Genomic DNA, 26959 nt, shown 5'->3' on the forward strand with positions numbered 1-26959 from the left:
GGCAGCAGAAATTTCAGACTGCGTTTATCCGAACTCCACGCCTTGGGCCAGCGGCAGCTCGCTGGAGTAGTTGACGGTGTTGGTGGCGCGGCGCATGTAGGCCCGCCATGCGTCCGAACCGGATTCCCGTCCGCCGCCGGTCTGCTTTTCGCCGCCGAACGCGCCACCGATTTCCGCGCCCGACGTGCCGATATTGACGTTGGCGATACCGCAGTCGGAGCCGTTCAGGAAACGCTCGGCCTCCCGCAGGTCGGTGGTGAAGATGGCCGACGAGAGCCCTTGCGGGACGCCGTTGTTGAGGGCGATCGCTTCGTCCAGGTCGTCGTAGGTCAGCACGTAGAGGATCGGCGCGAACGTCTCGGCCGCGACGATGTCGCTCTGCGCGGGCATTCGAACCACGGCCGGCGCGACGTAGTAGGCGCCGGGATGGTCGTCGGCGCCGATGTCGCGGCGATCGCCGCCGATCACCTCGCCGCCCTCGGCGCGGGCCTGCTCCAGCGCCCCGACCATGTCGCGGTAGGCGGTTTCGTGAATGAGCGGGCCGATCAGCGTGCCGGGCACCGACGGATCGCCGATCGGCAGCTGCCGATACGCCGAGACGACCCGCGCCACCACGTCGTCGGCCACCGAGCGATGCACGATCAGCCGGCGCAGGGTGGTGCAGCGCTGGCCGGCGGTGCCGGCGGCGGCGAAGACAATGGCGCGCACCGCCAGATCCAGGTCGGCCGACGGCGTCACGATCGCGGCGTTGTTGCCGCCCAGCTCCAGCAGCACCCGCCCGAAGCGCGCGGCCACGCGCGGCCCGACCTGCCGGCCCATCCGCACCGAACCGGTCGCGGACAACAGCGCGACCCGCGGGTCGTCGACCAGCCGCTCGCCCAGGTCGCGATCGCCCAGCACCAGCCCGCAGACCGCGGGCGGCGCGCCCACGTCGGCGGCGGCCCGGCCGATCAGCGCCTGACAGGCCAGCGCCGTCAACGGCGTCAGCTCCGAGGGTTTCCATACCACGGTGTCCCCGCAGACCAGTGCCACCGCGGTGTTCCATGCCCAGACCGCGATCGGGAAGTTGAACGCGGTGATCACACCGACCACGCCCAGCGGATGCCAGGTCTCGGCCAGCCGGTGGCCGGGGCGCTCCGACGCGATGGTCCGGCCGTAGAGCTGGCGCGACAGGCCGACGGCGAATTGGCAGATGTCGATCATTTCCTGCACCTCGCCCAGGGCTTCGGCGGGGATCTTGCCGACCTCGAGGGTCACCAGCGTGGCCAGGTCGTTGCGGTGTTCGGCGAGCAGCTCGCCGAGGCGGGCCACCAGCGCGCCGCGCGCCGGGGCGGGGGTGCCGCGCCACGCCGTGAACGCGTCGGCGGCCGCCGCGACGATGTGGTCGGCCTGCTCAACCGGGGTGGGCGCGACGGTGAAAAGCACCTCCCCGGTGATCGGCGTACTGGCGGGCAGGCCGTGCTCGCCGGGCGCGCCCAGGCTGACCTGGGCGCCGGTGGCCTGCAGGGCCTGACGTGCCCGATCGCGCAGCTCGTCGATCATGCCGCTGCCTCCTCGTAGAGAACATAGGGGTCGTGAATATCGTGGCCGATCGCCCCGGCCAGCCACTCGGCGTCGTATCCGGAATCGTCCGTGCCGTGCCCGGCCCGGGTGTCGTGGTCCAGGTTGGACCGGAAGATACCCGCCGCCGAGGCCGGCAAGAAGTCTTCGTAGACGACCGGTGCCGCCGGATCGCCGCCGCGGTAGTAGGCCAGGCGCTGCGCGGCCATCTGCGTGTCGGTTGACGGGAAGTAGTCGCCCCACACCCGGGCCGGGTCATCGGCGGCCATCGCCGCGTCGTAGCGCTCGCGCCCACGCGGGGTCAGTGCCACACCGCGCGCCTCGACTTCGCCGAACCGGACCCGCAGCTGCCCCGAACTCAGGCTGCCGTCGCGGCCGCGAAACAGGCATGATTCGGCGAGTGCGCGAAACGACGTCTGGCGCAACAACACTGCCGGCCCGTCCGTGCGGGGCGGGCCCTGGATGGCGTCGATCATGGTGATGCCGCGACCGGTCATCCGCTGGTACAGATCGTCGATGTCCAGGACGCGCGGCGTCAGGTGGTTGATGTGGGTGGAACACACCCCCGCGATATCGGCGGCCACCGCGGACACCCGCGACAGCTCGTCATACCAGGACTTGTTGATCGGTTCGCGTGACAGCGCGAATGCGCCGACGGCGGCGGCGACGAACGCCTGCGCCTCCTCGGCGTCGCAGGCACCCTCGGCGGCGATGATCCGGGCCCGATCGAGCAGCGCGGGGTCGAACAGCCGGCGGCGCGCGACGAACGTCTCGACGCGGCTACGCAGGTCGGTATCGAAATATCGGGGGTCGCGGGCGGCCAGCATCGACGTGAACACGCGAAAAGGATTGCGCGCCAACTCATTTGCCTCGATGGGCCGAAAGGCAGTCGATACCACCGGAATCGGCGAGGCCGCCGAACGCAGGTCGTAGTAGCCGACCGGCAGCATGCCGAACGCCGCGAACAGCTCGGCGACGGCAGCCAGTTCGGCCGGGCTGCCCACCCGAATGGCGCCGTGTCGCTCGGCGGTCACCCGCGCCAACGTGCCAAGTCGCTCGGCACCGGGATGGCGTGCCACGTAGTCACGGTTGACCTGCTCGGTTACCTCGACCAGGGTGCCGTAGGCGGGCACTTCGCCGGCGTACATCGCCGAGAGCCCGGCCGCGAATCGTTCGCGGAGCTGCCAGGTCACCAGCCTCTTGGCGCGACTCACGGCTAATCTCTGGCCATGAGTGAGTCGCTCGACGACATCGACCGGATCCTGGTGCGCCAGCTGGTCGCCGACGGACGCGCGACGCTGGCGGAGCTGGCCGCGAGCGCCGGGCTATCGGTCTCGGCGGTCCAGTCCCGGGTGCGCCGGTTGGAGGCCCGCGGCGTGGTCGCGGGGTATTCCGCGCGGATCGACCCGGAGGCTGTCGGGCAGCTGTTATCGGCGTTCGTGGCCATCACCCCTCTTGATCCTTCCCAACCCGATGATGCGCCCGCCCGCCTGGCACACATCGAGGAGATCGAGGCGTGTCACTCGGTGGCCGGCGAGGAGAGCTACGTCCTGCTGGTGCGCGTCCAGTCGCCGCGGGCGCTCGAGGATCTGCTGCAGCGAATCCGGACAGCGGCGAATGTCCAGACCCGAAGCACCATCATCCTCAATACTTTTTACAGTAATCGCCAACATGTACCATAAGATTTACGATCAGAGCGTCATGATTCCGTAAAACCTCAGCTAGCATGGCGGTATGACTGCCGTCCTGACGGAAGCCCACGGGGTCCACGAGGTGCTGTCGCGCAGCATGCTGGTCGATGGTTTTGATTTCGTGCTCGATCTGACCCGGTCGTCCGGCTCGTATCTGGTCGACGCCCGCGACGGCCGGCGCTACCTCGACATGTTCACCTTCTTCGCCTCGTCGGCGCTCGGGATGAACCACCCGGCACTGGCCGAGGACGAGGAATTCCGCGCCGAACTCGTCGAGGCCGCGCTGAACAAGCCGAGCAATGCCGACGTGTACACGGCGGCGATGGCCGGCTTCGTCGAGACCTTCGCACGGGTGCTGGGTGACCCGGCGCTGCCGCATTTGTTCTTCGTCGACGGCGGCGCACTGGCGGTGGAGAACGCACTCAAGGTCGCGTTCGACTGGAAGAGCCGGCACAACGAGCGCCGCGGCATCGATCCCGAGCTCGGCACCCGGGTGCTGCACCTGCGCGGCGCCTTCCACGGCCGTAGCGGGTACACGCTGTCGCTGACCAACACCAAGCCGGTCACCGTGGCCCGCTTTCCGAAGTTCGACTGGCCGCGCATCGACGCGCCGTATATCCGGCCGGGCGCCGACATGGACGCGGCCGAAGCCGAGTCGCTGCGCCAGGCCCGCGCGGCTTTCGAGGCGTACCCGCACGACATCGCCTGCTTCATCGCCGAACCGATCCAGGGTGAGGGCGGCGACCGGCACTTCCGGCCCGAGTTCTTCGCCGCGATGCGCGAGGTGTGCGACGAATACGACGCGCTGCTGATCTTCGACGAGGTGCAGACCGGCTGCGGGTTGACCGGAACCCCCTGGGCCTACCAGCAATTGGGTGTGCAACCGGATGTGGTGGCGTTCGGCAAGAAGACGCAGGTGTGCGGGGTGATGGCCGGGCGCCGGGTGGACGAGATCGCCGACAACGTCTTCGCCGTCAGCTCCCGGATCAACTCGACGTGGGGTGGCAATCTGACCGACATGGCGCGGGCGCGCCGCATCCTGGAGGTCATCGAGGCCGACGGGCTGTTCGATCGCGCCGCCGAGCTGGGCGGCTACCTGCGCGACCGGCTTGGTGAACTCGCCGGCGAGTTCCCGGCCATGGTGTTCGATCCGCGCGGCCGCGGACTGATGTGCGCGTTCAGCCTGCCGACCGCCGCCGATCGTGACGAGCTGATCCGCCGGCTGTGGCACCGCGGCGTGATCGTGTTGCCGGCCGGGAATGACGGCGTTCGATTCCGTCCCGCGCTGACGGTGTCGCGGTCGGAAATCGACCTGGCAATCGCTGCAGTTCGTGACGTGTTGAAAAAGGGGTAACTAATCCTTCGTCGCGAGCGAATAACTAAACGCAGTGAGCACGCGGGATATGGGGTTCTCAAATGCCGAGAGCAGATGAGCGATCACGTGGTGATCGCCTGGGCCAAGAAGACGGCGAGGTGCGCGCCGCCATCCGTTTCGCCGTCCTGGCGACGGCCGCGGCCGTCGGATTCATCATCATGGCCGCCCTGTGGGTCAGCACCTGCCCGGCAACGGGTGTGGACACGGTGGCGTGCGGTGCGCCGCAGCGGACCCTGCTGGCATTCGGGGGACCGCTGATTCTGTTGGCCGCCGGCCTGTGGGCATTTGTGCGCACCTACCTTGTCTGGCGCGGCGAGGGCACCTGGTGGGGATGGCACGGTGCGGGCTGGTTTTTGTTCACGCTGATGATCGTCGCGGTCTCGATGGGTGTTCCGGCAATCGCCGGTCCGGTGCTGGCGCTGTAAAAAGCCTGGCAAACACATTCGGCGAGATCTACCGTTAATGGTGCGACCCTAGGAGCAGCCATGGGAGACACCTATCACGACCCGGTCGACCACTTGCGCACGACGCGGCCACTCGCCGGCGAATCACTGATCGATGTATTGCACTGGCCCGGATACCTGATGGTGGTAGCCGGCGTGATCGCGGTGTGCGGAAGCCTTGCGGCCTTCGGCACCGGACATCAGCACGAGGGCATGACCGCCGGGGTGACGGCGATTGTCGTCACGGTGGTGGGCCTGGTGTGGCTGGCCGTCGAGCACCGGCGGGTCCGCCGGATCTTCGATCGGTGGTACCTCGAACACCCCGACGTGAGCAGGCAGCGACCCGCCAGCTAATCAGCGGACCGGCTCGAGCGAAATTCGTAGGTTACAGGCCTCGTCGAGCGGGTATCAGGTGTGAACCATGATGAGTGCCGGCGATTATTAGCGCGAGGCGCTCACCCCATCATGGGGGACACAATCATGAAAGCACCGACGTAAATGCCTACCGCGATGACGATCAGAAGGGCCAGAGTGATTCCGGCGACCAAAGCGATGCGCCCGAGCGTGCGTGTCCGGGGTTTGCCGGTTGTGTCAAGCGCGTCCAAATCCAGTGAGATACCCTGCTGCGATCGTGGCTAACCGGATGGGCTGTAGCGTCCAATGGCGCGCTCCAATGCGAGGGGTAGTGTGAGTCAAACGTTGCCGGGAGACCCTATGACCGATGTTGGTTTACGCGCTGACAAGCGACAACGCGGCCACCGAGCCGTCGAATTGCACGTTGCTGCGCGCCTGGAAAACCTGGCGATGCTGCGCACGCTGGTGGGTGCGATCGGCACCTACGAGGACCTGGATTTCGACGCTGTGGCGGATCTGCGGCTCGCGGTCGATGAGGTGTGCACCCGGTTAATCCGCTCGGCGACTCCGGACGCCACGCTGATCGTGGTGGTCGACCCGCGTGAAGACGAATTGGTCGTGGAGGCATCCGCGGCATGCGAAACCCACGACGTGGTGTCGCCCGGCAGCTTCAGCTGGCATGTTCTGACGTCGCTGGCCGACGACGTCCAGACTTTCCATGATGGTCGCGAACCCAATGAAACCGGCAGCGTTTTCGGTATCACGCTGACGGCGCGACGGGCGGCCGCTAGCCGGTGACAGCGAAAGCTGGCGGCGGTTCGGGTTCGTCACGCCCAAACGAATACGCCGATGTTCCGGACATGTTCCGCGAGCTTGCCACCGTCTCCGACGGCTCGGCGGAGTTCCAGCGACAGCGGGACAAGATCGTGGAGCGGTGCCTGCCGCTGGCCGATCACATCGCCCGTCGGTTCGAGGGCCGCGGCGAGCCACGCGACGACCTGGTCCAGGTCGCGCGGGTCGGATTGGTCAACGCGGTCGTGCGCTTCGACGTCGAGGCGGGATCGGACTTCGTCTCGTTCGCGGTGCCCACGATCATGGGCGAGGTCCGCCGCCACTTCCGCGACAACAGCTGGTCGGTCAAGGTTCCGCGGCGCCTCAAGGAGCTGCATCTGCGGCTCGGCAGCGCCACCGCCGACCTGTCGCAACGGCTCGGGCGGGCGCCTACCGCAACCGAACTCGCGGCGGAGCTGGAGATGGACCGCGCCGAGGTCGTCGAGGGTCTGGTCGCGGGCAGTTCGTACAACACCCTGTCCATCGACAGCGGTGGCGGCGGCGGCGATGACGACGACGCCCGCGCCATCGCGGACACGCTGGGCGATGTGGATGCCAGCCTCGACCGCATCGAGGACCGTGAGTCGCTACGCCCGTTGCTGGAGGGCCTGCCCGAGCGTGAGCGAACGGTGTTGGTGCTCAGATTCTTCGACTCGATGACGCAGACACAGATCGCCGACCGTGTCGGCATCTCGCAGATGCACGTGTCGCGCCTGTTGGCTAAATCGCTAACGCGCCTGCGTGACCAGTTGGAGTAGCGGCCGCGCGTGGGGGCCCGCGGACCACGCGGCCGGTTCCAGCAGCGGCTCCTGCATCGGCGTCGTCACCGGGAGGGTGCCGTCGGGGTCGCAGACGCGCAACAACCGCTCCACCGCCGGGCTCGGCACCATCGCCCAGTTCAACTGGGCGCCCGAGCACACCACGTTGATCCGGTGCAGCGCTGAAAAGCCTGCTGTACCAATGAAATCCAGCTCGCGCAGGTCCAGGATCACCCGCCTGGCGCGCCGCGCATTGCGCTGAACGTAGACCGCAAGCTGATCTGAGTTCGCGGCGTCGAGCTCGCCACCGACCGTGATGACCGTGCCAAACGAACTCCACGTGGCACTGAATTGCGCCGTTCGGCATTGTTGCCAAGATTGGGCCACAGACATTGCTTCACTCCCTCAACCGAGGACTCTTGCTGTGGATTACGTCAACCGTTGAGAAAAGGTTCGAACAGGGAGTTCTCACTCTTGCGCGGCGCGGACGTTATCCGGGTGGCTGTGAACTCAACCTGACCGCAACCCTACCCCCGGTGTGGCAGACCCGACAACGTTTACCTAGCTGATTTCCAGGAAGCCTGCTCGGCAGCTATTTGATCTCGGCGAGCACCGTGCCCTGAGTGATGGCAGCGCCCGGCTCGACCGCGAGTCCGGTGATGGTGCCCTCCTTGTGCGCGGTGACCGGGTTCTCCATCTTCATCGCCTCGAGGACCACGACCAGGTCGCCGACGGCGACCTCCTGCCCTTCGGAGACCGCGACCTTGACGACGGTGCCCTGCATCGGCGCGGTGACCGCGTCACCGGAGGCCGCGGCGCCGCCGTGCCCGCCGCGCTTGCGGGGCTTCGGCTTCTTGCGCACCACACCGGCGGGATCCGCGGCGCCGTTGGACAGCGCCAGATCGCCGGGCAGCGATACCTCCAGCCGACGGCCGTCGACCTCGACGACCACCTTCTGCCGCGGCTGGGTGTCCTCCTCGTCGAGGGGCTCGCCGCCGGTGAACGGCTCGATCGTGTTGTCCCACTCCGTCTCGATCCAGCGGGTGTGCACCGTGAAGCCGTCGTCGTCACCGATGAACGCGGGGTCGGAGACCACGGCGCGGTGGAACGGGATGACCGTGGCCAGGCCCTCGACGTGGAATTCGTCCAGCGCCCGGCGCGAGCGCGCCAGCGCTTCCTCGCGGGTGGCGCCGTACACGATCAGCTTGGACAGCATCGAGTCGAACTGGCCGCCGATCACCGAGCCCGCCTCCACGCCGGAGTCCAGGCGGACACCGGGGCCGGTGGGGATGTCGTAGCGGGTGACCGGGCCGGGTGCGGGCAAAAAGCCTCGTCCGGCGTCTTCGCCGTTGATCCGGAACTCGATGGCGTGCCCGCGCGGCGCCGGGTCCTCGGTGAGGTCCAGCTTGTCGCCGTTGGCGATCTTGAACTGCTGGCGCACCAGGTCGATGCCCGCGGTCTCCTCGGTGACCGGGTGCTCGACCTGCAGACGGGTGTTGACCTCCAGGAAGGAGATCAGGCCGTCCTGGCCGACCAGGTATTCGACGGTGCCGGCCCCGTAGTAGTGCGCCTCTTTGCAGATGCGCTTGGCCGATTCGTGGATCTCCTTGCGCTGCGCGTCGGTCAGGAACGGCGCCGGCGCCTCCTCGACCAGCTTCTGGAAGCGGCGCTGCAGCGAGCAGTCCCGGGTGCCGGCGACGATGACGTTGCCGTGCTGATCGGCGATCACCTGCGCCTCGACGTGGCGCGGCTTGTCCAGGTAGCGCTCGACGAAGCACTCACCGCGGCCGAACGCCGCGACCGCCTCGCGGGTGGCCGACTCGAACAGCTCGGGGATCTCCTCGATGCTGCGGGCCACCTTCATGCCCCGGCCGCCGCCGCCGAAGGCGGCCTTGATGGCGACCGGCACGCCGTACTCCTTGGCGAAGGCCACCACCTCGTCGGCGTTCTTGACCGGGTCGGGGGTGCCGGGTACCAGCGGGGCCTGCGCGCGGGCGGCGATGTGGCGGGCGGTGACCTTGTCGCCGAGGTCGCGGATCGACTGTGGGCTGGGCCCGATCCAGATCAGGTTCGCGTCGAGGACCGCCTGGGCGAAGTCGGCGTTCTCCGACAGGAAGCCGTAGCCGGGGTGGATCGCGTTGGCGCCGGACTTGGCTGCCGCGTCGAGAATTTTGCCGAAGTCCAAGTAGGACTCCGCGGAAGTCTGGCCCCCCAAAGCGAACGCCTCATCGGCCAGACGCACGTGGGGTGCGTCGGCGTCGGGCTCGGCGTACACCGCCACGCTGGACAGGCCCGCGTCGCGGGCCGCACGGATCACCCGGACAGCGATTTCGCCGCGGTTCGCAACGAGCACCTTGGAGATCCTCGAGCTGGCGTGACTAGCCACTGCGCCTCCTGTTTGGCATCTGTTCGCAGACATTGTTCTGCGTGCTTCTCTAAGAGAATTTCTTACAACGATTTCGGGGGAAGTCTAAGCGCCGCGCCGCCGGGGCGGTGAGGCGGTGTCGGAATTCGGAGGTTACTCGGCGGTATCCCGCAATCGTCGTTTGATGCGGGCCAGCATCGCCGACATGCCGCGTAACCGCAGCGGGCTGATCAGAGCGGCCAGGCCCAGCTCGCTGTAGAAATCCTCGGGCACTGCCAGGATTTCGGCGGCGGGTTGCTCGTCGAGGCCGGCGGCCAGGATCGAGGCAAATCCGCGCGTGGTCGGCGCTTCGGCCGGAGCGCTGAAATACAACCGCACCCGGTTCGGGTCGTGCGCGTCCACATGCAGGAACAGCGGCGACTGGCACTCGGGAACCGGCTCCATCGCCGCCTCTTCGAGGTCGGACGGGAGCGCCGGAAGGTCGTTCGCGAATTCCAGCAGCAGCGTCAGCTTGTCCTGGCCCTGAACTTCGGCGAAGTCGGACACCACCTCGGCCAGCGGTGCGGGCAGTGTCATCAGGCCGGTACTGCTCCAGGGCTCTCGCCCGCGACGATCGGCACCCGCACGGTGTTGCCCCACTCGGTCCACGACCCGTCGTAATTGCGGACTCCCGCCTTGCCCAGCAGGTGGGTGAGCACGAACCAGGTGTGGCTGGATCGCTCACCGATGCGGCAATAGACGACGGTCTTGTCGTCCGGCTGCAGGAAGCCGTACAGCTCTTCGAGCTCCTCGCGACTGCGGAACCGGCCGCTCTCGTCGACCGCCTTGCCCCACGGAATCGACCGGGCGGTGGGGATGTGGCCCGCACGCAGCGCACCCTCCTCGGGGTAGTCGGGCATGTGCGTGCGCTTGCCGGTGTACTCCTCGGGCGAGCGCACGTCGATCAGCGGCTGGCTGCCGAGGATGTCCAGCACGTCGTCCTTGTAGGCGCGGATCGGTGCGTCGTTGCGCGAGACGACGGGGTAGCCGGTCGAGGTGGTGGTCGGCACCTCCAGGCTGGTGTCCCGTCGCTCGGACAGCCAGAGATCACGCCCGCCGTTGAGCAGCCGCACATCGGGGTGGCCGAACAACGTGAACACCCACAGCGCGTAGGCCGCCCACCAGTTGCTCTTGTCGCCGTAGATCACCACGGTGTCGTCGCGGGCGATGCCCTTGCGGTCCATCAGCTCCGCGAACTGCTCACCGGAGATGTAGTCGCGCACTCGCGGGTCGTTGAGGTCGGTGTGCCAGTCAATCTTGACCGCGCCGGGAATGTGCCCGACGTCGTAGAGCAACACGTCCTCGTCGGATTCGACGATCGCCAGACCGGGTGAGCCCATGTGGCCGGACAACCAGTCGGCGGTGACTAACCGTTCGGGGTGGGCGTAAGCCGACAGGGTAGGACTTGAATCGGGGGGAAGCGGCACATGCCAAAGCCTACTCAGCGCCGACGGTCGGGGGCGCCTCAGTCTTTCTTTGCCATGCGTTCTGGCTGACCCGGCTTCCACACGGTGATGTCGAGGCGCTCGTCGTGCAGCTCGATCGCTGATGCGCCGGTGATCTTCGTGCCGAAGAAGGCGAATTCCTCGCCGCGCAGATCCAATCCGGTGTCCGCCACCAAGTCCTCGACGAACCGCTCGCGCCGCGCGGAGTCGGTGCAGTCCTGCGCGAGGCCCCACAGCTTGGCGTCACCATCGGCCAGCCGGGTGTCGACCGTTGCGGTGTGCAGGCAAAACCGTGGATCACGCAGCAGATCGGCGAATTTCGTGGTGCCCGGCATCCCCGGCAGCCACAACTGGCCTTCGAAAATCCGGGGCTCCATCGGAGAGATGCGCGGGAACCCGTCGGATCGAATGGTCGCGAGCATGCACAGACTGCCAGTGGCCAGATGGCGCCGAGCGAAGATTTCGGCGATGGCGGGCGCTTCGGCGACGAACTCCGTCCAGGTGGCGGTCACAGCCCGACACTAGGAGTTTGCGACGGGCGCGGCGTTGTCCGCCCACAGCGCCGCGATGGACAGCCCCGCGCGGCGCAGCAGCGAGCGCGTCAGCGGCAGTCCGATACCCACCACGGCCGACGGATCGCCGTCCACACCGTCGATGAACCATCCGCCCAGGCCGTCGAGGGTGAAGCCGCCGGCGACCCGCAATGATTCCCCGTCGGCCAGGTATGCCTCCAGGTCATCGGCCGCAGGCGTTCCGAAATGCACTGTGGTGATTGATGTTTGCGCCTCACAGTGGGTAATTGCGTTGTCCCGCAACCGGATAACGCAATGGCCGGTATGGAGCTGGCCCGAGCGTCCCGCCATCGCCTGCCAGAGTTGGCGCGCGGCGGCAAGGGACTGTGGCTTGCCGCACAGCTGGTCGTCGAGGTACAGCATCGAATCACAGCCGATAACAACGCAATCCGTCCCAACGGAGCTATCCAACTCACTTGCCACCTGCTCGGCCTTGGCGCGGGCCAGCGCGCAAACCACGTCGCCCGGTGCGGCTTTCGGTCCCAGATCGGCAATCAGGCGATCCTCGTCGACGCCGGAGACGACGACCATTGGATCGATGCCAGCCTGGCGCAGCACCTTGAGGCGGCCGGCCGACGCCGACCCGAGCACGACTCGGGTCAACGCTTCATATGGGCTATTTGCTGCATCGTGAGTCGCTGGTAGTTGGACATCGAGAAGCGCAACTTGTCGACCGGAAGGCCCCAGCGGGTGCTCTCGGTCGTTGGCTGCGCGGGCGCGCCCCCGGAGCTGCCCAGCACCACGATCAGCGCGGCGAGCTCCGCGTCGGTGGGGCGACCGCGCAGGATGCGGATGTGCGGCTCGTGCGACTTCGGCGTCTCGGCAACCTCGTCGGTCACCGGAGCCGAACCGTTCCCGTCACTCACTTCGTTCGCTCCGCTCACTCGACTCACAGGGGAATGTTCCCGTGCTTCTTCGGCGGCAGGTGGGAGATCTTGCGTTCCATCAGGCGCAGCGCCGTGGCGATGTAACCGCGGGTGTGCGACGGCGGGATGACCGAGTCGACGTATCCGCGCTCGGCGGCGACGTAGGGGTTGACCAACGTGTCCTCGTACTCCTGCTGCAACTGCAGGCGCAGCTCGTCGACGTCCTTGCCTTCGGAAGCCGCCTGCTTGAGCTGCTGGCGGTAAACGAAGCCGACGGCACCGGATGCCCCCATCACCGCGATCTGCGCGGTCGGCCAGGCCAGGTTGACGTCGCAGCCCATGTCCTTGGAACCCATGACGCAGTAGGCGCCGCCGTAGGCCTTGCGGGTGATGACGGTGATCTTGGGGACGGTGGCCTCGCCGTAGGCGTACAGCAGCTTGGCGCCGCGCCGGATGATGCCGTTGTATTCCTGGCCGGTGCCCGGCAGGAAGCCCGGGACGTCCACCAGCATGATGATCGGGATGTTGAAGCAGTCGCAGGTTCGCACGAACCGGGCTGCCTTCTCCGAGGCGTTGATGTCCAGGCAGCCCGCGAACTGGGTGGGCTGGTTGGCGACAATCCCGACCGGCCGGCCGTCGATGCGGCCGAACCCGACGACGATGTTCTGCGCATAGCCGCCCTGGACCTCCAGGAACTCGTCGTCGTCGAGGATCCGGGTGATGACCTCGTGCATGTCGTAGGGCTGGTTGGGCGAGTCCGGGATCAGCGTGTCCAGCTCGAGGTCCTCGTCGGTGAGGTTTTCTTCGATCGGACCTGCCGGCGCCGGGACCGCGTAGCGGGGCGGGTCGGTGAAGTTGTTGGGCGGCAGGTAGCCGAGCAGGTCGCGGACCCAGTCGAAGGCGTCCTGCTCACCGGAGGCGACGTAGTGCAACGTGCCCGATTTGGCCATGTGGGTGTGGGCGCCACCGAGCTCTTCCATCGTGACGTCCTCGCCGGTGACCGTCTTGATCACGTCGGGTCCGGTGATGAACATCTGGCTGGTCTGGTCGACCATCACCACGAAGTCGGTCAGGGCAGGGGAGTACACGTGCCCGCCGGCGGCGGCACCCATGATCAGCGAAATCTGCGGGATGACGCCGGAGGCCAGGATGTTGTTGCGAAAGATGCGGCTGTAGAGGCCGAGCGAGACGACGCCTTCCTGGATCCGCGCGCCGGCTCCGTCGTTGATGCCGATCAGTGGGCGGCCGGTCTTGATTGCCAGTTCCTGGACCTTGACGATCTTCTCGCCGTACACCTCGCCGAGGCTGCCGCCGAACACCGTGGCGTCCTGGCTGAAGATGCACACGTCGCGGCCGTCGATGGTGCCATAGCCGGTGATCACGCCGTCGCCGAGCGGGCGATTGCTTTCCAGGCCGAAGTTCGTGCTGCGGTGCTTGGCCAGGGCGTCGAGCTCGACGAACGAGTCCTCGTCGAGCAGGGCGAGGATGCGCTCGCGGGCGGTCAGCTTGCCCTTGGCGTGCACCTTCTCGACGGCCTCTTCACCGACCGGGTGCAGCGACTCTTCGCGGCGCTTGTGCAGTTCGGCCAGCTTGCCCGCGGTGGTGTGGATGTCGATGGTGTGCTCGGCAGCGGGTTCCGCGGTGTGGTCGGTAACGCTCGTCATGGGAGTCGAGTTTAGCGGCGCGGATAGTCTCAGCTGACTATGGGCACGGTGGAGTGGAGTCACGAGTGCGACGTACTGGTCGCGGGGTCGGGCGGCGGCGGGGTCACCGGCGCGTACACCGCGGCGCGTGAAGGCCTGGAGGTGCTGCTGGTCGAGGCGACTGCGAAATTCGGTGGCACGACTGCTTACTCCGGTGGTGGCGGCGTCTGGTTCCCCGGCAATCCGGTGCTTGTCCGGGCCGGCACCGACGACACCATCGAGGACGCGCTCACCTACTACCAGGCGGTGGTCGGCGACCGGACTCCCCGCGAACTGCAAGAGACCTTCGTCCGCGGTGGCGCGCCGCTGATCGAGTATCTGGAACAAGATCCGAACCTGAAGTTCGTGCCGTTGCCGTGGCCCGACTACTACGGCAAGGCACCGAAAGCGCGCCTGGACGGTCAGCGCCACATCGCCGCGAAGCCGTGGAAGGTGGCCGCCGCTCCCGAACTGCGCGATGCGATCCGCGGGCCGCTGGACACCGACCGGCTCGGCGCCGAAACGCCGTCCGACTACTACCTCGGTGGCCGCGCCCTGATCGCGCGATTCCTCAAGGCGATCGAGCAGTATCCGACCGCGTCGCTGCAGCGCGACACCGCGCTGGTCGAGCTGGTGGTGTCCGACGGGGCCGTGACGGGAGCGATCGTCGAGACCGCCGGCGAGCGCCGGGCGATCCGCACCCGGCGCGGCGTGCTGCTCGCCGCCGGCGGCTTCGAAGGCAACGAGGAGTTGCGCGGCGAATACGGCGTGCCGGGCGTGGCGCGAGACACCATGGGCGGCCCCGGAAGTCGCGGTCTGGCGCTGCAAGCCGGCATCGCCGCGGGCGCGGACACCGACCTGCTGGATCAGGCGTGGTGGTCGCCGGGCATGACCCATCCCGACGGTCGCTCCGCGTTCGCGCTGTGGTTCACCGGCGGCATCTTCGTCAACCAGTCCGGCAATCGGTTCGTCAACGAGTCCCAGGCCTACGACCGGGCCGGCCGCGAGATCATCGCGCAGCTGCAAGACGGGTCGATCACGTTGCCGTACTGGATGATCTACGACGACAAGGAGGGCGAGGTGCCGCCGGTGAAGGCGGCCAACGTCAGCATCGTGGAGACCGAGAAGTACGTCGCCGCCGGCTTGTGGCACTCGGCGGACACGCTGGAGGAACTGGCCGCCAAGATCGGGGTGCCGGGCGCTGCGCTGGCGGCAACGGTGGTCCGGTTCAACGGTTTTGCCGCCTGCGGCGCCGACGAGGACTTCGGCCGGGGCGACGAGGCATTCGATCGCGCGTTCTCCGGGGGTGCGTCGCCGCTGGTGCCCATCGACCGCCCGCCGTATCACGCCGCGGCGTTCGGCCTGTCCGATCTGGGCACCAAGGGCGGCCTGCGCACCGACACCGCGGCGCGGGTGCTCGACACCTCCGGCAATCCCATCCCCGGCCTGTACGCGGCGGGCAACACGATGGCCGCGCCCAGCGGGCTGGCGTATCCCGGTGGGGGCAACCCGATCGGGACGAGCATGCTGTTCAGCCACTTGGCCGTGCTGGACATGCGAGACCGGCGCCTTTGACCAGTCCGGCGCTCTAGGCTGGACGGCGATGGACCGAGAATCCTTGAGGCCGGCACTGGATGCGGCCGCACTGCGCAGCGAGCTTGTCGGGACCGGATTGGGTTGGCGGCGCCTCGATGTCGTCGAGCAGACCGGTTCCACGAACGCCGACCTGTTGGCCCGTGCGGCGGCGGGCAATGACATCGCCGGAGCGGTGCTGATCGCCGAGCATCAGACCGCGGGCCGCGGTCGCCACGGCCGCGCCTGGTCGGCGTCCCCACGGGCGCAGATCACGATGTCGCTCGCGGTCAGCGTCGTCGACGTCCCGGTCACCGGGTGGGGCTGGCTGCCGCTGGCCACCGGTGTGGCGGTGGTCGACGCCGTGGCCCCACTACTTCAAGGGACCGGTGTGGAACTGGGCCTCAAGTGGCCCAACGATGTGCTGGCCGGCCCGCCCGGGTCCAAAGGCAAGCTGGCCGGAATCCTCGCCGAGGTCTCGCGGCCGGTGGTGGTAATTGGCTTGGGGCTCAACGTAACTCAGGCGCCTGAGGAGGTCGACGGGCCGGGGGCGACCTCGCTGCTCGACTTGGGCGTGGCCGCGCCCGACCGCGGCCGGCTGGTCAGCGCGGTGTTGCGCGAGCTCGGCCCGCGGCTCGTCGGGTGGCAGGCCGCGCGTGGGGCCGACTGGCAATTGGCGGCCGACTACCGCGCGCGCAGCCTGACCATCGGCGCCAGGGTGCGAGCTGCGCTGCCCGGCGGCAAGGAGATCGTCGGGACCGCCAGCGCTGTCGACGATCACGGCCGGCTCTGTTTGGAGACCGGTAACGAGACCGTCGTCGTTTCCGCCGGTGACGTCGTGCATTTGCGGAGCTAATGTCACCACATGAGTTATCCCGATAACGCCCTGGCCGCCGGCGAACAGGTCGTCATACATCGCCATCCGCATTGGAAGCGATTGATTTGGCCCGTGGTGACTTTCATCCTGGTGACCGGGCTGGCGGCGTTCGGGTCGGGCTACGTCAACTCCACGCATTGGGAGCAGGTCGCCAAGAACATCATCTACGGCGTCATCTGGGGGATCTGGTTGGTGATCGTCGGCTGGCTGACGCTGTGGCCGTTCTTGACTTGGCTCACCACACATTTCGTCGTCACCAATCGCCGGGTGATGTATCGGCACGGATTGCTGACCCGCGGCGGCATCGATATCCCGCTGGCGCGGATTAACAGCGTCGAATTCCGGGACAAGATTTGGGAGCGCCCGTTTCGCACCGGGACGCTGATTATCGAGTCGGCGTCACAAGATCCGTTGGAGTTCTACAACATTCCGCGGCTACGCGAGGTGCACGCGCTGCTGTATCACGAAGTCTTCGACACCCTGGGTTCCGAGGAGTCGCCGAGCTGAGTAGTCCGACTCGCCCGGTTGCGCCACGCGCGCAGCAGGGTGACGTTGCCGGACTCGACCTCGTCCTCGAAGACCTCGGCGATACCGCCCGCGGTAAGCGCGGACTCCAGCACCTTGTCGGGGTCGCGGGCGAATTGGTCGGGGAACACCCAGCGCCGGAACGCCCAGAAGCGAAATGCCATCTGCAGCAGGTTGCCGATGACGTAAGCAGAGACGAAGTCGGCGATGTTTTCCACGGTCAGCGACACTGCCGGCTCCCGCAGCTGCAGGACGTAGCTGGAGACCCACAGCGGCGCCATGCTCAGCAGCACGCCCACGCCGCTGAATGCGAAGAACAGCAGCGCCTCGTGGTGGCGTTCGCGGCCGCCCCGATTGCGGAAGCTCCACTCTCGGTTCAGCACGTAGGACGCGATGACCGCGACGATGCCGGCGATAACCTTGGCCGTGACCGGCTTGGTCTCCAGAATCGTCAGCTTGAGGGTGTAGAAAATTGCCGAGTCGATGATGAACGTGGTGCCCCCGACGATGGCAAATTTGATGAACTCATGATGGCGCTGTGCATAGGGCTGAATGGCCGCAGGCAAGCGCGCGATTGTGGCATCGGCGAAGGACACAACACGAGAGTGTACGGACGGACGCGAAAACGGCGCAAAATGGTACCTAACGATTCCGCGTCGTGGCCGGTCAACACGCTTTGGTCTGCGCACTTGTCTGCCGTGACACCATGATGGCCGTGCCGAGTACACGCATCCCGTTGGTCGCCATGGTCGGCGGGGGTCAACTAGCCCGGATGACGCACCAGGCCGCCATCGCGCTGGGCCAGAGCCTGCGGGTGCTGGCCACATCCGCCGACGAGCCCGCCGCCCTGGTCAGCCCCGATGTGGTGATCGGGTCGCACACCGAGCTGGAAGACCTGCGTCGGGTCGCCGCCGGCGCCGATGCGCTGACTTTCGACCACGAGCACGCCCCGACCGAGCTGCTGGAGAAGCTGGTCGCCGAGGGCGTCAATGTGGCGCCGCCGCCGCAGGCGCTGGTGCACGCTCAAGACAAGCTCGTCATGCGCCGACGGATGGAGGCCCTCGGCGTCCCGGTGCCCCACTATGCCGAGATCCGAAGTGTCGACGACCTCGATGCCTTCGCGCAGCGTATGGGCGGCCCGGTGGTCGTCAAGGCGATCCGCGGAGGTTACGACGGCCGCGGGGTGCGGATGGCCCGCGACCCTTCGCATGCCCGCGACATCGCGGCCAGTTTCCTGGCCGACGGGGTGCCGGTAATGGCTGAGCAGCAGGTGAACCTGCGCCGCGAATTGTCGGCGCTGGTGGCCCGCTCACCGTTCGGCCAGGGGGCCGCGTGGCCGGTGGTGGAGACGGTGCAAGACGACGGCATCTGCGTGCTGGTGATCGCGCCCGCCCCGGAGCTACCCCAGGGCGTGGCCGCCGCGGCACAGCAGCTGGCACTGCGGCTGGCCGCCGAACTCGGCGTGGTCGGGGTGCTTGCCGTCGAGTTGTTTGAGACCAGCGACGGCGCACTGCTGGTCAACGAGCTCGCGATGCGGCCGCACAACTCCGGGCACTGGACGATGGACGGGGCGCGCACCAGCCAGTTCGAACAGCATCTGCGGGCGGTGCTGGACTACCCGCTCGGCGACACCGATGCCATCGCGCCGGTGACGGTCATGGCCAACGTGCTGGGCGCCGCACAGCCGCCGGAGATGACCGTCGACGAACGATTGCACCACCTCTACGCGCGGATGCCCGACGCCCGGGTGCACCTGTACGGCAAGGCCGAGCGCCCGGGCCGCAAGGTCGGGCACATCAATTTCCTGGGCGGCGACATCGCGGACTTGCCGAAGCTGCGTGAACGCGCCGAGCTGGCGGCACACTGGATGTCAGTTGGGCAGTGGGCGGACGGATGGGATCCACATGAGTGAAGACCCCCGCGTCGGGGTGATCATGGGCAGCGACAGCGACTGGTCGGTGATGCAGGATGCGGCCGAGGCGTTGGCCGAGTTCGATATCCCGGCCGAGGTCCGGGTGGTCTCGGCACATCGCACCCCGGGCGTGATGTTCGATTACGCCCGCGGCGCGGCCGACCGCGGCATCGAGGTGATCATCGCGGGCGCCGGGGGCGCCGCGCACCTGCCCGGCATGGTCGCGTCCGCGACGCCGCTGCCGGTGATCGGGGTGCCGGTGCCGCTGGCCCGGCTGGACGGCATGGACTCGCTGCTGTCGATCGTGCAGATGCCTGCCGGTGTTCCGGTGGCCACCGTCTCCATCGGCGGCGCCCGCAACGCCGGCTTGCTGGCGGTTCGGATTCTCGCATCCTCCGACCCGGCGCTGCGGGCCCGGATCGTCGCGTTCTCCGAGCAGCTGGCCGAGAGCGTGCGGGCCAAGGATGCGGCCCTGCAGGAGCTCCAGGGTAAAGTTACCGGCGAGTAGTAAGAGGGCTAGGAGATCTCAAGATGGCTGGATGGGCGGGACACCCCGACTTCGATCTGTTCCAACTGCCCGAAGAGCACCAGGAATTACGGGCCGCTATCCGGGCGCTGGCGGAGAAGGAAATCGCTCCGCACGCCGCCGATGTCGACGAGAACGCCCGCTTCCCCCAGGAGGCGCTGGACGCACTGAACGCCTCGGGTTTCAACGCCGTGCATGTACCCGAGGAGTACGGCGGCCAGGGCGCCGACTCGGTCGCGGCCTGCATCGTCATCGAGGAGGTCGCCCGCGTCGACACCTCGGCGTCGCTGATCCCGGCGGTCAACAAGCTCGGCACCATGGGCCTGATCCTGCGCGGCTCCGACGAGCTGAAGAAGCAGGTGTTGCCGTCGATCGCCGATGGCAGCGCAATGGCCTCCTACGCCCTGAGCGAGCGCGAGGCCGGCAGTGACGCGGCAGCGATGCGGACCCGCGCCAAGGCCGACGGGGACGACTGGATCCTCAACGGCGCCAAGTGCTGGATCACCAACGGCGGCAAGTCGACGTGGTACACCGTGATGGCGGTGACCGATCCCGACAAGGGCGCCAACGGCATCTCGTCGTTCATGGTGCACAAGGACGACGAGGGCTTCACCGTCGGTCCGAAGGAAAAAAAGCTGGGCATCAAGGGCTCACCGACCACCGAGTTGTACTTCGAGGAATGCCGCATCCCCGGTGACCGCATCATCGGCGAGCCCGGCACCGGTTTCAAGACGGCGCTGGCCACGTTGGACCACACCCGTCCCACCATCGGTGCTCAGGCCGTGGGCATCGCGCAGGGCGCGGTGGACGCCGCGATCGCGTACACCAAGGACCGCAAACAGTTCGGCTCGTCGATCAGCACCTTCCAGGGCGTGCAGTTCATGCTGGCCGACATGGCGATGAAGGTGGAGGCCGCCCGGCTGATGGTCTACAGCGCCGCCGCCCGGGCCGAACGCGGCGAGTCGAATCTGGGATTCATCTCGGCGGCGTCGAAATGCTTTGCCTCCGATGTCGCGATGGAGGTCACCACCGACGCCGTGCAGCTGTTCGGCGGCGCCGGCTACACCATCGACTTCCCCGTCGAGCGGATGATGCGCGACGCCAAGATCACCCAGATTTACGAGGGCACCAATCAGATTCAGCGCGTGGTGATGTCGCGCGCGCTACTGCGCTGACGTTTCCCTGGGACCCGTTAGCTTGAAAATCAGCCCGCCGAATAAGATCGAGCGCTACAACTAAGCTCACGTAGCGTCAGCCGTTCGGGGATGTAGCGGCCACGCGTAGCGCCAAGTGGGCGAGGGCACGACTGCGGCAAGGGGTGCGAGATGCTGAGCCCAGTCACGCCCGCGGCGAACTGGCAGACACTGTCTTTGCTTTTGGTCGAGGACGACCGGGCCGACGCGGTGCTGGTCGAAGACCTGATTGCGCACGCGGTCGATGACATCCGCGTGACCTGGGCACAGTCGATGGCACATGCCGAGCGTGAGCTGGCTTCGGCCCGGCCCGACTGCGTGCTGCTGGATCTGCACCTGCCCGACGCCAGCGGCATCGAGGCGTTGGACCGCATCACCCAACGCGACGCGACGGTACCGATCGTGGTGCTGACCGGTTTGAACGACGAGTTCTTCGGGGCCTCTGCGGTCGCGGCCGGGGCACAGGATTATCTGGTCAAGGGCCGAGTCGAACCCGACATGCTGCGCCGTGCGCTGCTTTACGCGATCGAGCGCAAGCGCGTTGAGATCATCGCCGCGGATCTGCATGCGAGTCAGCTTCGAGCCCGCGAGAACGCCCTGCTGGAACGCGGCCTGCTGCCCTCTCCGTTGCTGCTGGACAACCCGGGTGTCGAGATCGTGGCCCGGTACCGGCCGAGTCGGGTGGACGCGCTGCTGTGTGGTGACTTCTACGACGTCGTGCAGACACCGGACCGGGTCGTGCATGTGTTGATCGGAGACGTCGCCGGACACGGGCCCGACGAGGCCGCGCTGGGCGCGGCGTTGCGGATCGCTTGGCGCGCACTCACATTCGCCGGCGTGCGCGCCACCGAACTGATGCACCAGCTCGACCGGGTGCTGCACGCCGAACGAACCGACACCGGTATCTTCGCGACGGTCCTGTCCCTCGAGATTGTGCCCGACACCGGGCGCATCACCTCGATCCGGGCCGGCCATCCGGGCATGTTGCGCCAAGGCGCCGGAACGGTGGAATGGATCGAGCCACCGGCCGGGCCGGCGCTGGGCCTGCGTGCCGACGGCTGGCCGCAGCACGAGCTGGAACTGCCGGTGGGCCACGGGCTGATGCTGCTCACCGACGGACTCTTCGAGGGATATTCCGGAACCGGCAACGAGCGACTTGGGGAGGATGGCTTGCTTGCACTTGCGCGTGCCCACAACGGCTTACCCGGTGCGGCCTTCGTCGACGCGCTGATCGACGGCGCCGGGGAACTCGCCCTGCCACGGGGCGGCCTTACCGATGACATCGCCGTGGTGCGCATAGAGCGGACGGCGACATGATCACCGACTCGCATCTGCGGGCGCAGCTCACCGTCCGGGGTTGGCTGTTCCTGGTGTTGCTGAGCATGGGCGTGCTGGTGCTCGCCGGCGCGATCGCCGGCGCGGCGTTGCTGAGTCGCGCCGACGACGTATCACGCGGCCTGAGTGAGCAGATAGCGCCGGCGCGGTTGGCCGCCTTCCAATTGCAGGCGGCGCTGCGCGACCAGGAGACCGGTGTGCGTGGTTATGTGATCGCCGCCGACCGGCAGTTCCTGACGCCGTACTACGACGGGCAGCACGCCGAACACGCGGCGGCCGAGGACATCCGGCGGTTGCTCGGGCAGCGCATGGACCTGATCAACGACCTGGATGCGATCGAGAGGGCCGCCGCAAACTGGCGGGCCAGCTCGGCTGAGCCGCTGATCGCGAACGTGACGCCAAACTCTCCTGGCGTCGCGAGCAGTAGAATTGCCGATCGCGGCAAAGTCGAATTCGACCATTTGCGTGAGCTTTTCGATACGCAGAACGCGGACTTCACCGCGGCGTCCGCGCATGCTACTGACGAATTGAACGACGTCACCGCATGGCGGGACTGGGTGCTGGGCGCGGTGGTGCTGGTGTTCTTCGGCCTCGCTATCACGTTGGGGCTGCTGACCCGGGCCGCCATCACCCGTCCGCTCGCGACGCTGGCCGCGTCGTGCCGGCGGATCACCGAGGGCAGCTTCACCGAATCCATCTCGCTCCCGCGGCGGCCCAAGGACATTCGGGACATGGCGATCGACGTAGAGAACATGCGCCAGCGGATCGTTTCGGCGCTCGACATCTCGCGAGCGGCCGAGGCGCGACTGGACGAGCAGGCAATCGAATTGAAGCGCTCCAACGCCGAACTCGAGCAGTTCGCCTATGTCGCTTCACACGATCTGCAGGAGCCGCTGCGCAAGGTCGCCTCGTTCTGTCAGTTGCTGGAGAAGCGCTACGGCGACCAGCTCGACGAGCGCGGTATCGAATACATCGGCTACGCGGTCGACGGCGCCAAACGCATGCAGGTGCTGATCAACGACTTGCTGAGCTTCTCGAGGGTCGGCCGGGTGGGCAGCAAGCACACCGAGGTCGATCTGGACGCGACACTGGATGCGGCGGTGGCCAACCTCGGCGCCGCCATCGAGGAATCGAACACCGAGATCGTGCGCGCAGGCCGGCCGCTGCCGCAGGTCATCGGCGACCCGACCCTGTTGACGATGTTGTGGCAGAACTTGATTGGCAACGCGATCAAGTTCCGACACATCGATCGGTCGCCCCGCATCGTCATCGACTGCGAACTGCGTTCCGACACTCATCAGTGGTTTTTGACGGTGTCGGACAACGGTATCGGCATCGCCGAGGAGTTCACGGACAAGGTCTTCGTCATTTTCCAGCGTCTGCACGGCCGCGAGGTGTATCCGGGAACCGGTGTTGGGCTGGCGCTGGTGAAAAAGATCGTCGAATACCACGACGGCACCGTCCGGATCGACACGACCTACACCGACGGAACCCGATTCGAGTTCACCCTCCCCGTTCCTGTGGACGTGGAACGCCCGACCGCCCTGGAAGGAGCGCGTCAATGACACCCGCCAGCAGAGCAATCGAGATCCTGCTCGTCGAAGACGATCCGGGAGACGAACTCATTACCCGGGAGGCGTTGGAGCACAATAAATTCCAGAACCGGCTGCATGTCGCACACGACGGGGAAGAGGGCCTGAACTTCCTTTACCGGCGCGCGGGGTTCGAGGACGCGCCGCGGCCGGATCTCATCCTGCTGGATCTGAACCTGCCGAAGTACGACGGTCGCCAGCTGCTGGAAAAGATCAAGTCCGACGCCGACCTCGCGCGCATCCCGGTCGTCGTGCTCACCACCTCCTCGGCGGAGGAAGACATCGTGCGCAGCTACAAGCTGCACGCCAACGCCTACGTCGCCAAGCCGGTCGACCTCGACCAATTCATCAGCGCGGTAAAGCAGATCGACGAATTCTTCCTTCAGGTCGTCCGGCTTCCGGGCGTCTAGCGGCGCTAGGACTCCGCATACCGTCGGGCGAATATCGTGATCAGCCGCCCGACGCCGATCAGCAGCAACAGGAACACGATCAGCAAGAAGGCCGCATCGTAGGACAGGTCCTGGGCCGTCTTGGACGGCAGATTGTAGAACGTCCAGATCGGATAGGTCAGGTAACCGACCGGCGAGTGGGTAAGTTGTCCGGTTGGCAGCGATGCCGACCAGCCCGCCGTGTAGAGCATCGGTGCCGTTTCGCTGATCGCCAGCGCCAGGGCCACCAGCGTGCCGGTGACGATCCCGGGAATTGCGGGCTTCAGCACGATCTTGCGCAGCGTCCAATTGATCGGAAGACCCAGTGCCTGTGCACCTTCCCGGTATGACGTCGGCACCTGAGCGAGTGCCGACTCGGTCGCCTTGGTGATGTAGGGAATGCTCATCACGGAGAGCACCAACACCCCGGCCGCCAGGGAAAACCCCCAGTCGAAGTTCACTACCAGCGCGAGATAGCCGACGTACCCGAGCACGATGGCGGGGATGCCGGACAGCACCTCGTAGGCACCACGCAGAATGGATTGTGTTCTACCCATTGCGAATTCGGAGAGATAGATTCCTGCTAACACGCTCACGGTGCCACCTACCAGCATAACGCCGACGCCGAGGACCACCGTCCCGACGATGGCGTTGCGCAGGCCGCCGCCGTTGCCCTGGGTGTCCTGCACCAGCACGCTGAAGCGGAAAACCGGCAAGGCGCGGCTGACGACGCCGATCAGCATCCACAACGTCGGGATTACCACCGCTGAAAGGCAACCGAAGCAGCACGCCCAGAAGGCAATGTTGGCGGTCTTGCGTCGAACCGCGACCGATCCCATCTCACACCCCTCGCCCGACGGGTAGCGCGGTACCCGAAGCGCGGCGCACCAGCGCACGGGCGGCCATGTTCGTCAGCAACGTGATCAGCATCAGCACCAGGCTTACTTCCGCGAGTGTCTTCACCGCGAAGTTGGTGGAGTCGGTGAGCGCCGAATCCAGTTGTGACACAACGGTCGCAGCGATGGTGGTCATTGTCGAGTAGATATTGGTGGGCATCGCGCCCAATTCCGCCCCTGACACCATGGCGACGGCCATCGTCTCGCCCAGCGCGCGTCCGAGTCCCAGCACCACGGCGCCGACAATGCCACTGGAGACCCATGGCAGGGTGACCCTGCGCGCGCACTCCCAGTCGGACATCCCCAGCGCGGTCGCACCCTCGCGAGGCAGCACCGGCACCTGCCGGATCAGGTCGCGGCAGGTGCTGGAGATGATGGGCACGATCATCACCGCCAGCACCAGGCCGGACACCAACATGCCCTCTCCGTTGCCGGTGTTACCGCGAAAGTAGTTCAGCACCGGTACGTTCGGCGCGTTTCGGGCGATCACTGGCGCCACCTGGTGAGCGATAAATGGTCCGAACGTCATTGCGCCCCAAAGGCCGACGACGACGCTGGGAATGCCGGCGAGCAATTCGAGCACCATGCCGACGGCGGACGCGAGACGCTTCGGCAACCGTTGTGCGATCGCGAATGCGGCGCCGAGGGACACCGGCACCGCGAAGATCAGGGCGATCGCCGAGCTCGCCAGGGTGCCGACGATCAACGGCAGCGCCCCGTAATCGACGCCGACTGGATGTGCGACGCCGTGGGTGATCACCGTGTCGCCGTAGGTGCTGCCCGGGTTCCATGCGGTGCCCGTGAAAAAGTGCAGCCCATTGATCCTGATCGCGCCCATCGCCTCGATAACCAGCGTCGCCAGCACGAACACCAGCGCGAGCAGCGGAATTACCGCGGCCACCGCACCGGCCCATCGGATAGCGAGGCCCTCGCGGCGTGCGCGGCGGCCCGGCGCACGCTCGGGGTTACAGAGCCCGGACGGCAATAGAAGCGTCACCGAAGCTGCTTAGCCGGAGATCTTGGCGATCTGGGCATCGGATAGCTTCGCCACCGACGCCGGCAGCGGCTGAAAGTGGAACTGGTCCAGGAAGGTCGGGCTGTTGCCGTCGGTCACCGCCCAGTGCAGGAAGGCCTGCATCGTCTGTGCGACGGCGGGGTCCTTCTGGTTGCTATAGACGACCGCGTACTCGTAGTTGACGATCGGGTACCCCTCCGGCGCGGGACCGTTGATCAGCGAAACCACCTGGTTCGCCGGGGTCTGCGCGGCGAAGCCGGCGGCCTCGGCCGCGACGCTTTGCGCGTTGGGCAGCAGGTAACTGCCTGACGCATTGGCTAATTCGGCCTCGCCCAGCCCCTTCTGGCTGGCTTGGTCGAGGTAGCTGGTGCCGATGTAGGCCACGCAACCGGGGGTTTGAGCGCAGCCGGTCACCATGCCGCCCGCGCCGTTCTCCCCCAGCGCACCGGGCACCGCGGGGAAGGCGATGGTGGTGTTGTAGCCGGGTGACTTACCCCAGCCGTCGGGGTCTTGCTTCGACAGATACTGGGTGAACACGAAGGTGTCACCGGACCCGTCGGAGCGGTGTAGCGGAACCACCGTCGTCGCAGGCAAATTCACCCCGGGGTTCAGCGCGGCGATCTGCGGGTCGTTCCAGGTTTTGATCGTGCCCTGATACATCGCCGCCAGCACCTTGCCGTTCAGCTTGAGGTGCTCGGTAACCCCGGGCAGGTTGTAGTTCACCTGCTCGGCGGAGACCGCCAGCGCGACGTTCATCAGCCCTTGGTGCGCGGACAGATCGCCGCCGGACAGGTAGGCGCCGGACGCGCCGATGTTGACCGCTCCGGCGGCGGCTTGGGAGATCCCGGCACCGGATCCGGTGCTGCCGGTGGTGATCGAGACGTTGGGATATTTCGCGTTGTAGGCCGGAGCCCAGAGATTCATCAGTGGGTACAGCTCGGTGGCGCCGGTCTCCGACAATGCCACCTTCGATGTCGCCGGCGACGCCGAAGGGCTACCTGCCGTGGATCCGGTACTCGCCGAACCGCCCGTCGAGCTCGAACCGCAGGCCGTTGCCGCCAGCAGCACCGGCACGGCGACCAATAGGGTACGCAATCGAATCTTCAT

General features: G+C 67.0%; 28 protein-coding genes and 1 pseudogene. 15 read left to right on the forward strand and 14 right to left on the reverse strand.

Features of this window, described 5'->3' with window-relative positions:
- Positions 1 to 24 precede the first annotated feature (24 nt).
- Together amaB and hglS are read right to left on the reverse strand one after the other, a co-directional pair.
- Positions 25 to 1542: an L-piperidine-6-carboxylate dehydrogenase gene (amaB, locus tag ACZY0B_RS19965; RefSeq protein ID WP_463765942.1), complete on the reverse strand. Its 1518-nt coding sequence runs from the start codon at positions 1540 to 1542 to the stop codon at positions 25 to 27.
- The gene (hglS, locus tag ACZY0B_RS19970; protein ID WP_463765943.1) at positions 1539 to 2774 is read right to left on the reverse strand and encodes a 2-oxoadipate dioxygenase/decarboxylase; all 1236 of its coding nucleotides are present in this window, start codon (positions 2772 to 2774) and stop codon (positions 1539 to 1541) included. Before hglS ends, amaB begins: the two co-directional genes overlap by 4 nt.
- A gap of 15 nt (positions 2775 to 2789) precedes the next feature.
- Here hglS and ACZY0B_RS19975 point away from each other — a divergent pair, with 15 nt between their 5' ends.
- The 6 genes from ACZY0B_RS19975 to ACZY0B_RS20000 all read left to right on the forward strand — a co-directional run bounded on the left by ACZY0B_RS19975 (position 2790) and on the right by ACZY0B_RS20000 (position 7012).
- Positions 2790 to 3242, forward strand: a complete 453-nt coding sequence (locus ACZY0B_RS19975; RefSeq protein ID WP_463765944.1) for an Lrp/AsnC family transcriptional regulator — start codon at positions 2790 to 2792, stop codon at positions 3240 to 3242.
- A 52-nt stretch (positions 3243 to 3294) separates the two neighbouring features.
- Entirely contained in the window at positions 3295 to 4605 is a 1311-nt protein-coding gene (gene lat / locus ACZY0B_RS19980; RefSeq protein WP_463765945.1) for an L-lysine 6-transaminase, read from the forward strand.
- Positions 4606 to 4667: 62 nt separating this feature from the next.
- A complete protein-coding gene (locus ACZY0B_RS19985) occupies positions 4668 to 5051 on the forward strand; it encodes a hypothetical protein (protein ID WP_463765946.1) in 384 nt (127 codons plus the stop codon).
- A 60-nt stretch (positions 5052 to 5111) separates the two neighbouring features.
- Positions 5112 to 5423: a protein UsfY gene (gene usfY / locus ACZY0B_RS19990; protein WP_463765947.1), complete on the forward strand. Its 312-nt coding sequence runs from the start codon at positions 5112 to 5114 to the stop codon at positions 5421 to 5423.
- Positions 5424 to 5783: 360 nt separating this feature from the next.
- Positions 5784 to 6221: an anti-sigma factor gene (locus tag ACZY0B_RS19995; RefSeq protein WP_463765948.1), complete on the forward strand. Its 438-nt coding sequence runs from the start codon at positions 5784 to 5786 to the stop codon at positions 6219 to 6221.
- Positions 6218 to 7012, forward strand: coding sequence for an RNA polymerase sigma factor SigF (locus tag ACZY0B_RS20000; protein WP_463765949.1), 795 nt, complete (start codon positions 6218 to 6220; stop codon positions 7010 to 7012). Before ACZY0B_RS19995 ends, ACZY0B_RS20000 begins: the two co-directional genes overlap by 4 nt.
- On the opposite strand, the gene ACZY0B_RS20005 is transcribed toward ACZY0B_RS20000, so the two are convergent.
- The 8 genes and pseudogenes from ACZY0B_RS20005 to ACZY0B_RS20040 all read right to left on the reverse strand — a co-directional run bounded on the left by ACZY0B_RS20005 (position 6983) and on the right by ACZY0B_RS20040 (position 13963).
- Entirely contained in the window at positions 6983 to 7405 is a 423-nt protein-coding gene (locus tag ACZY0B_RS20005; protein WP_463765950.1) for an STAS domain-containing protein, read from the reverse strand. The genes ACZY0B_RS20000 and ACZY0B_RS20005 overlap by 30 nt on opposite strands.
- Before the next feature lie 199 nt (positions 7406 to 7604).
- Positions 7605 to 9398, reverse strand: a complete 1794-nt coding sequence (locus ACZY0B_RS20010; RefSeq protein ID WP_463765951.1) for an acetyl/propionyl/methylcrotonyl-CoA carboxylase subunit alpha — start codon at positions 9396 to 9398, stop codon at positions 7605 to 7607.
- Positions 9399 to 9530: 132 nt separating this feature from the next.
- On the reverse strand, positions 9531 to 9953 hold the full coding sequence (locus ACZY0B_RS20015; protein ID WP_463765952.1) for a SufE family protein: 423 nt from the start codon (positions 9951 to 9953) through the stop codon (positions 9531 to 9533).
- Positions 9953 to 10843 carry a sulfurtransferase gene (locus ACZY0B_RS20020; protein ID WP_463765953.1) on the reverse strand — a complete coding sequence of 297 codons (891 nt, stop codon included), beginning with the start codon at positions 10841 to 10843 and terminating at the stop codon, positions 9953 to 9955. Before ACZY0B_RS20020 ends, ACZY0B_RS20015 begins: the two co-directional genes overlap by 1 nt.
- Before the next feature lie 38 nt (positions 10844 to 10881).
- A complete protein-coding gene (locus ACZY0B_RS20025) occupies positions 10882 to 11373 on the reverse strand; it encodes a pyridoxamine 5'-phosphate oxidase family protein (RefSeq protein WP_463765954.1) in 492 nt (163 codons plus the stop codon).
- A 9-nt stretch (positions 11374 to 11382) separates the two neighbouring features.
- Positions 11383 to 12036, reverse strand: a complete 654-nt coding sequence (locus ACZY0B_RS20030; protein ID WP_463765955.1) for a Maf family protein — start codon at positions 12034 to 12036, stop codon at positions 11383 to 11385.
- Positions 12033 to 12380 (reverse strand): annotated as a pseudogene (locus tag ACZY0B_RS20035) (acyl-CoA carboxylase subunit epsilon); the annotation flags it as partial. The pseudogene ACZY0B_RS20035 and the gene ACZY0B_RS20030, both read right to left, overlap by 4 nt.
- On the reverse strand, positions 12323 to 13963 hold the full coding sequence (locus tag ACZY0B_RS20040) for an acyl-CoA carboxylase subunit beta (protein ID WP_463765956.1): 1641 nt from the start codon (positions 13961 to 13963) through the stop codon (positions 12323 to 12325). The gene ACZY0B_RS20040 and the pseudogene ACZY0B_RS20035, both read right to left, overlap by 58 nt.
- Before the next feature lie 39 nt (positions 13964 to 14002).
- Between ACZY0B_RS20040 and ACZY0B_RS20045 the strand changes: the two genes are divergently transcribed.
- From ACZY0B_RS20045 to ACZY0B_RS20055, 3 genes are read left to right on the forward strand one after another with little or no spacing between them, the layout of a single operon-like run.
- A complete protein-coding gene (locus ACZY0B_RS20045) occupies positions 14003 to 15556 on the forward strand; it encodes an FAD-binding protein (RefSeq protein ID WP_463765957.1) in 1554 nt (517 codons plus the stop codon).
- Between the two features lie 28 nt (positions 15557 to 15584).
- Entirely contained in the window at positions 15585 to 16409 is an 825-nt protein-coding gene (locus ACZY0B_RS20050) for a biotin--[acetyl-CoA-carboxylase] ligase (RefSeq protein WP_463765958.1), read from the forward strand.
- A 9-nt stretch (positions 16410 to 16418) separates the two neighbouring features.
- The gene (locus ACZY0B_RS20055) at positions 16419 to 16937 is read left to right on the forward strand and encodes a PH domain-containing protein (protein WP_463765959.1); all 519 of its coding nucleotides are present in this window, start codon (positions 16419 to 16421) and stop codon (positions 16935 to 16937) included.
- Here the strand turns inward: ACZY0B_RS20055 and ACZY0B_RS20060 are convergent.
- Positions 16892 to 17551, reverse strand: coding sequence for a GtrA family protein (locus ACZY0B_RS20060; RefSeq protein ID WP_463765960.1), 660 nt, complete (start codon positions 17549 to 17551; stop codon positions 16892 to 16894). The genes ACZY0B_RS20055 and ACZY0B_RS20060 overlap by 46 nt on opposite strands.
- A 110-nt stretch (positions 17552 to 17661) precedes the next feature.
- Here ACZY0B_RS20060 and ACZY0B_RS20065 point away from each other — a divergent pair, with 110 nt between their 5' ends.
- The 6 genes from ACZY0B_RS20065 to ACZY0B_RS20090 all read left to right on the forward strand — a co-directional run bounded on the left by ACZY0B_RS20065 (position 17662) and on the right by ACZY0B_RS20090 (position 23923).
- On the forward strand, positions 17662 to 18867 hold the full coding sequence (locus tag ACZY0B_RS20065; RefSeq protein WP_463765974.1) for a 5-(carboxyamino)imidazole ribonucleotide synthase: 1206 nt from the start codon (positions 17662 to 17664) through the stop codon (positions 18865 to 18867).
- Positions 18860 to 19375 carry a 5-(carboxyamino)imidazole ribonucleotide mutase gene (gene purE, locus ACZY0B_RS20070; RefSeq protein ID WP_463765961.1) on the forward strand — a complete coding sequence of 172 codons (516 nt, stop codon included), beginning with the start codon at positions 18860 to 18862 and terminating at the stop codon, positions 19373 to 19375. The genes ACZY0B_RS20065 and purE overlap by 8 nt, the downstream gene beginning before the upstream one ends.
- A 23-nt stretch (positions 19376 to 19398) precedes the next feature.
- Positions 19399 to 20568, forward strand: a complete 1170-nt coding sequence (locus tag ACZY0B_RS20075; RefSeq protein WP_463765962.1) for an acyl-CoA dehydrogenase — start codon at positions 19399 to 19401, stop codon at positions 20566 to 20568.
- 150 nt (positions 20569 to 20718) lie between these two features.
- On the forward strand, positions 20719 to 21903 hold the full coding sequence (locus tag ACZY0B_RS20080; protein WP_463765963.1) for a PP2C family protein-serine/threonine phosphatase: 1185 nt from the start codon (positions 20719 to 20721) through the stop codon (positions 21901 to 21903).
- Positions 21900 to 23486, forward strand: coding sequence for a sensor histidine kinase (locus ACZY0B_RS20085; protein WP_463765964.1), 1587 nt, complete (start codon positions 21900 to 21902; stop codon positions 23484 to 23486). The genes ACZY0B_RS20080 and ACZY0B_RS20085 overlap by 4 nt, the downstream gene beginning before the upstream one ends.
- Positions 23483 to 23923 carry a response regulator gene (locus tag ACZY0B_RS20090; RefSeq protein ID WP_463765965.1) on the forward strand — a complete coding sequence of 147 codons (441 nt, stop codon included), beginning with the start codon at positions 23483 to 23485 and terminating at the stop codon, positions 23921 to 23923. Before ACZY0B_RS20085 ends, ACZY0B_RS20090 begins: the two co-directional genes overlap by 4 nt.
- A 5-nt stretch (positions 23924 to 23928) precedes the next feature.
- Here the strand turns inward: ACZY0B_RS20090 and ACZY0B_RS20095 are convergent, their stop codons facing one another.
- The 3 genes from ACZY0B_RS20095 to pstS are packed head-to-tail and all read right to left on the reverse strand — an operon-like array spanning position 23929 to position 26959.
- A complete protein-coding gene (locus ACZY0B_RS20095; protein ID WP_463765966.1) occupies positions 23929 to 24780 on the reverse strand; it encodes a PstA family ABC transporter permease in 852 nt (283 codons plus the stop codon).
- Between the two features lies 1 nt (position 24781).
- A complete protein-coding gene (gene pstC / locus ACZY0B_RS20100; protein WP_463765975.1) occupies positions 24782 to 25822 on the reverse strand; it encodes a phosphate ABC transporter permease subunit PstC in 1041 nt (346 codons plus the stop codon).
- Positions 25823 to 25843: 21 nt separating this feature from the next.
- Entirely contained in the window at positions 25844 to 26959 is a 1116-nt protein-coding gene (gene pstS, locus ACZY0B_RS20105; RefSeq protein WP_463765967.1) for a phosphate ABC transporter substrate-binding protein PstS, read from the reverse strand.

It is taken from the genome of Mycobacterium sp. IDUB_19, assembly GCF_055419445.1.

What these genes read in the sequence shown, in the direction of transcription:
- amaB (WP_463765942.1), bottom strand. Translation starts at nt 1,542, where the DNA reads ATGATCGACGAGCTGCGCGATCGGGCACGTCAGGCCCTGCAGGCCACC.
- ACZY0B_RS19975 (WP_463765944.1), top strand. Translation starts at nt 2,790, where the DNA reads ATGAGTGAGTCGCTCGACGACATCGACCGGATCCTGGTGCGCCAGCTG.
- lat (WP_463765945.1), top strand. Translation starts at nt 3,295, where the DNA reads ATGACTGCCGTCCTGACGGAAGCCCACGGGGTCCACGAGGTGCTGTCG.
- ACZY0B_RS19985 (WP_463765946.1), top strand. Translation starts at nt 4,668, where the DNA reads ATGCCGAGAGCAGATGAGCGATCACGTGGTGATCGCCTGGGCCAAGAA.
- usfY (WP_463765947.1), top strand. Translation starts at nt 5,112, where the DNA reads ATGGGAGACACCTATCACGACCCGGTCGACCACTTGCGCACGACGCGG.
- ACZY0B_RS19995 (WP_463765948.1), top strand. Translation starts at nt 5,784, where the DNA reads ATGACCGATGTTGGTTTACGCGCTGACAAGCGACAACGCGGCCACCGA.
- ACZY0B_RS20005 (WP_463765950.1), bottom strand. Translation starts at nt 7,405, where the DNA reads ATGTCTGTGGCCCAATCTTGGCAACAATGCCGAACGGCGCAATTCAGT.
- ACZY0B_RS20015 (WP_463765952.1), bottom strand. Translation starts at nt 9,953, where the DNA reads ATGACACTGCCCGCACCGCTGGCCGAGGTGGTGTCCGACTTCGCCGAA.
- ACZY0B_RS20040 (WP_463765956.1), bottom strand. Translation starts at nt 13,963, where the DNA reads ATGACGAGCGTTACCGACCACACCGCGGAACCCGCTGCCGAGCACACC.
- ACZY0B_RS20045 (WP_463765957.1), top strand. Translation starts at nt 14,003, where the DNA reads ATGGGCACGGTGGAGTGGAGTCACGAGTGCGACGTACTGGTCGCGGGG.
- ACZY0B_RS20050 (WP_463765958.1), top strand. Translation starts at nt 15,585, where the DNA reads ATGGACCGAGAATCCTTGAGGCCGGCACTGGATGCGGCCGCACTGCGC.
- ACZY0B_RS20055 (WP_463765959.1), top strand. Translation starts at nt 16,419, where the DNA reads ATGAGTTATCCCGATAACGCCCTGGCCGCCGGCGAACAGGTCGTCATA.
- ACZY0B_RS20065 (WP_463765974.1), top strand. Translation starts at nt 17,662, where the DNA reads ATGATGGCCGTGCCGAGTACACGCATCCCGTTGGTCGCCATGGTCGGC.
- purE (WP_463765961.1), top strand. Translation starts at nt 18,860, where the DNA reads ATGAGTGAAGACCCCCGCGTCGGGGTGATCATGGGCAGCGACAGCGAC.
- ACZY0B_RS20075 (WP_463765962.1), top strand. Translation starts at nt 19,399, where the DNA reads ATGGCTGGATGGGCGGGACACCCCGACTTCGATCTGTTCCAACTGCCC.
- ACZY0B_RS20080 (WP_463765963.1), top strand. Translation starts at nt 20,719, where the DNA reads ATGCTGAGCCCAGTCACGCCCGCGGCGAACTGGCAGACACTGTCTTTG.
- ACZY0B_RS20085 (WP_463765964.1), top strand. Translation starts at nt 21,900, where the DNA reads ATGATCACCGACTCGCATCTGCGGGCGCAGCTCACCGTCCGGGGTTGG.
- ACZY0B_RS20090 (WP_463765965.1), top strand. Translation starts at nt 23,483, where the DNA reads ATGACACCCGCCAGCAGAGCAATCGAGATCCTGCTCGTCGAAGACGAT.
- ACZY0B_RS20095 (WP_463765966.1), bottom strand. Translation starts at nt 24,780, where the DNA reads ATGGGATCGGTCGCGGTTCGACGCAAGACCGCCAACATTGCCTTCTGG.
- pstS (WP_463765967.1), bottom strand. Translation starts at nt 26,959, where the DNA reads ATGAAGATTCGATTGCGTACCCTATTGGTCGCCGTGCCGGTGCTGCTG.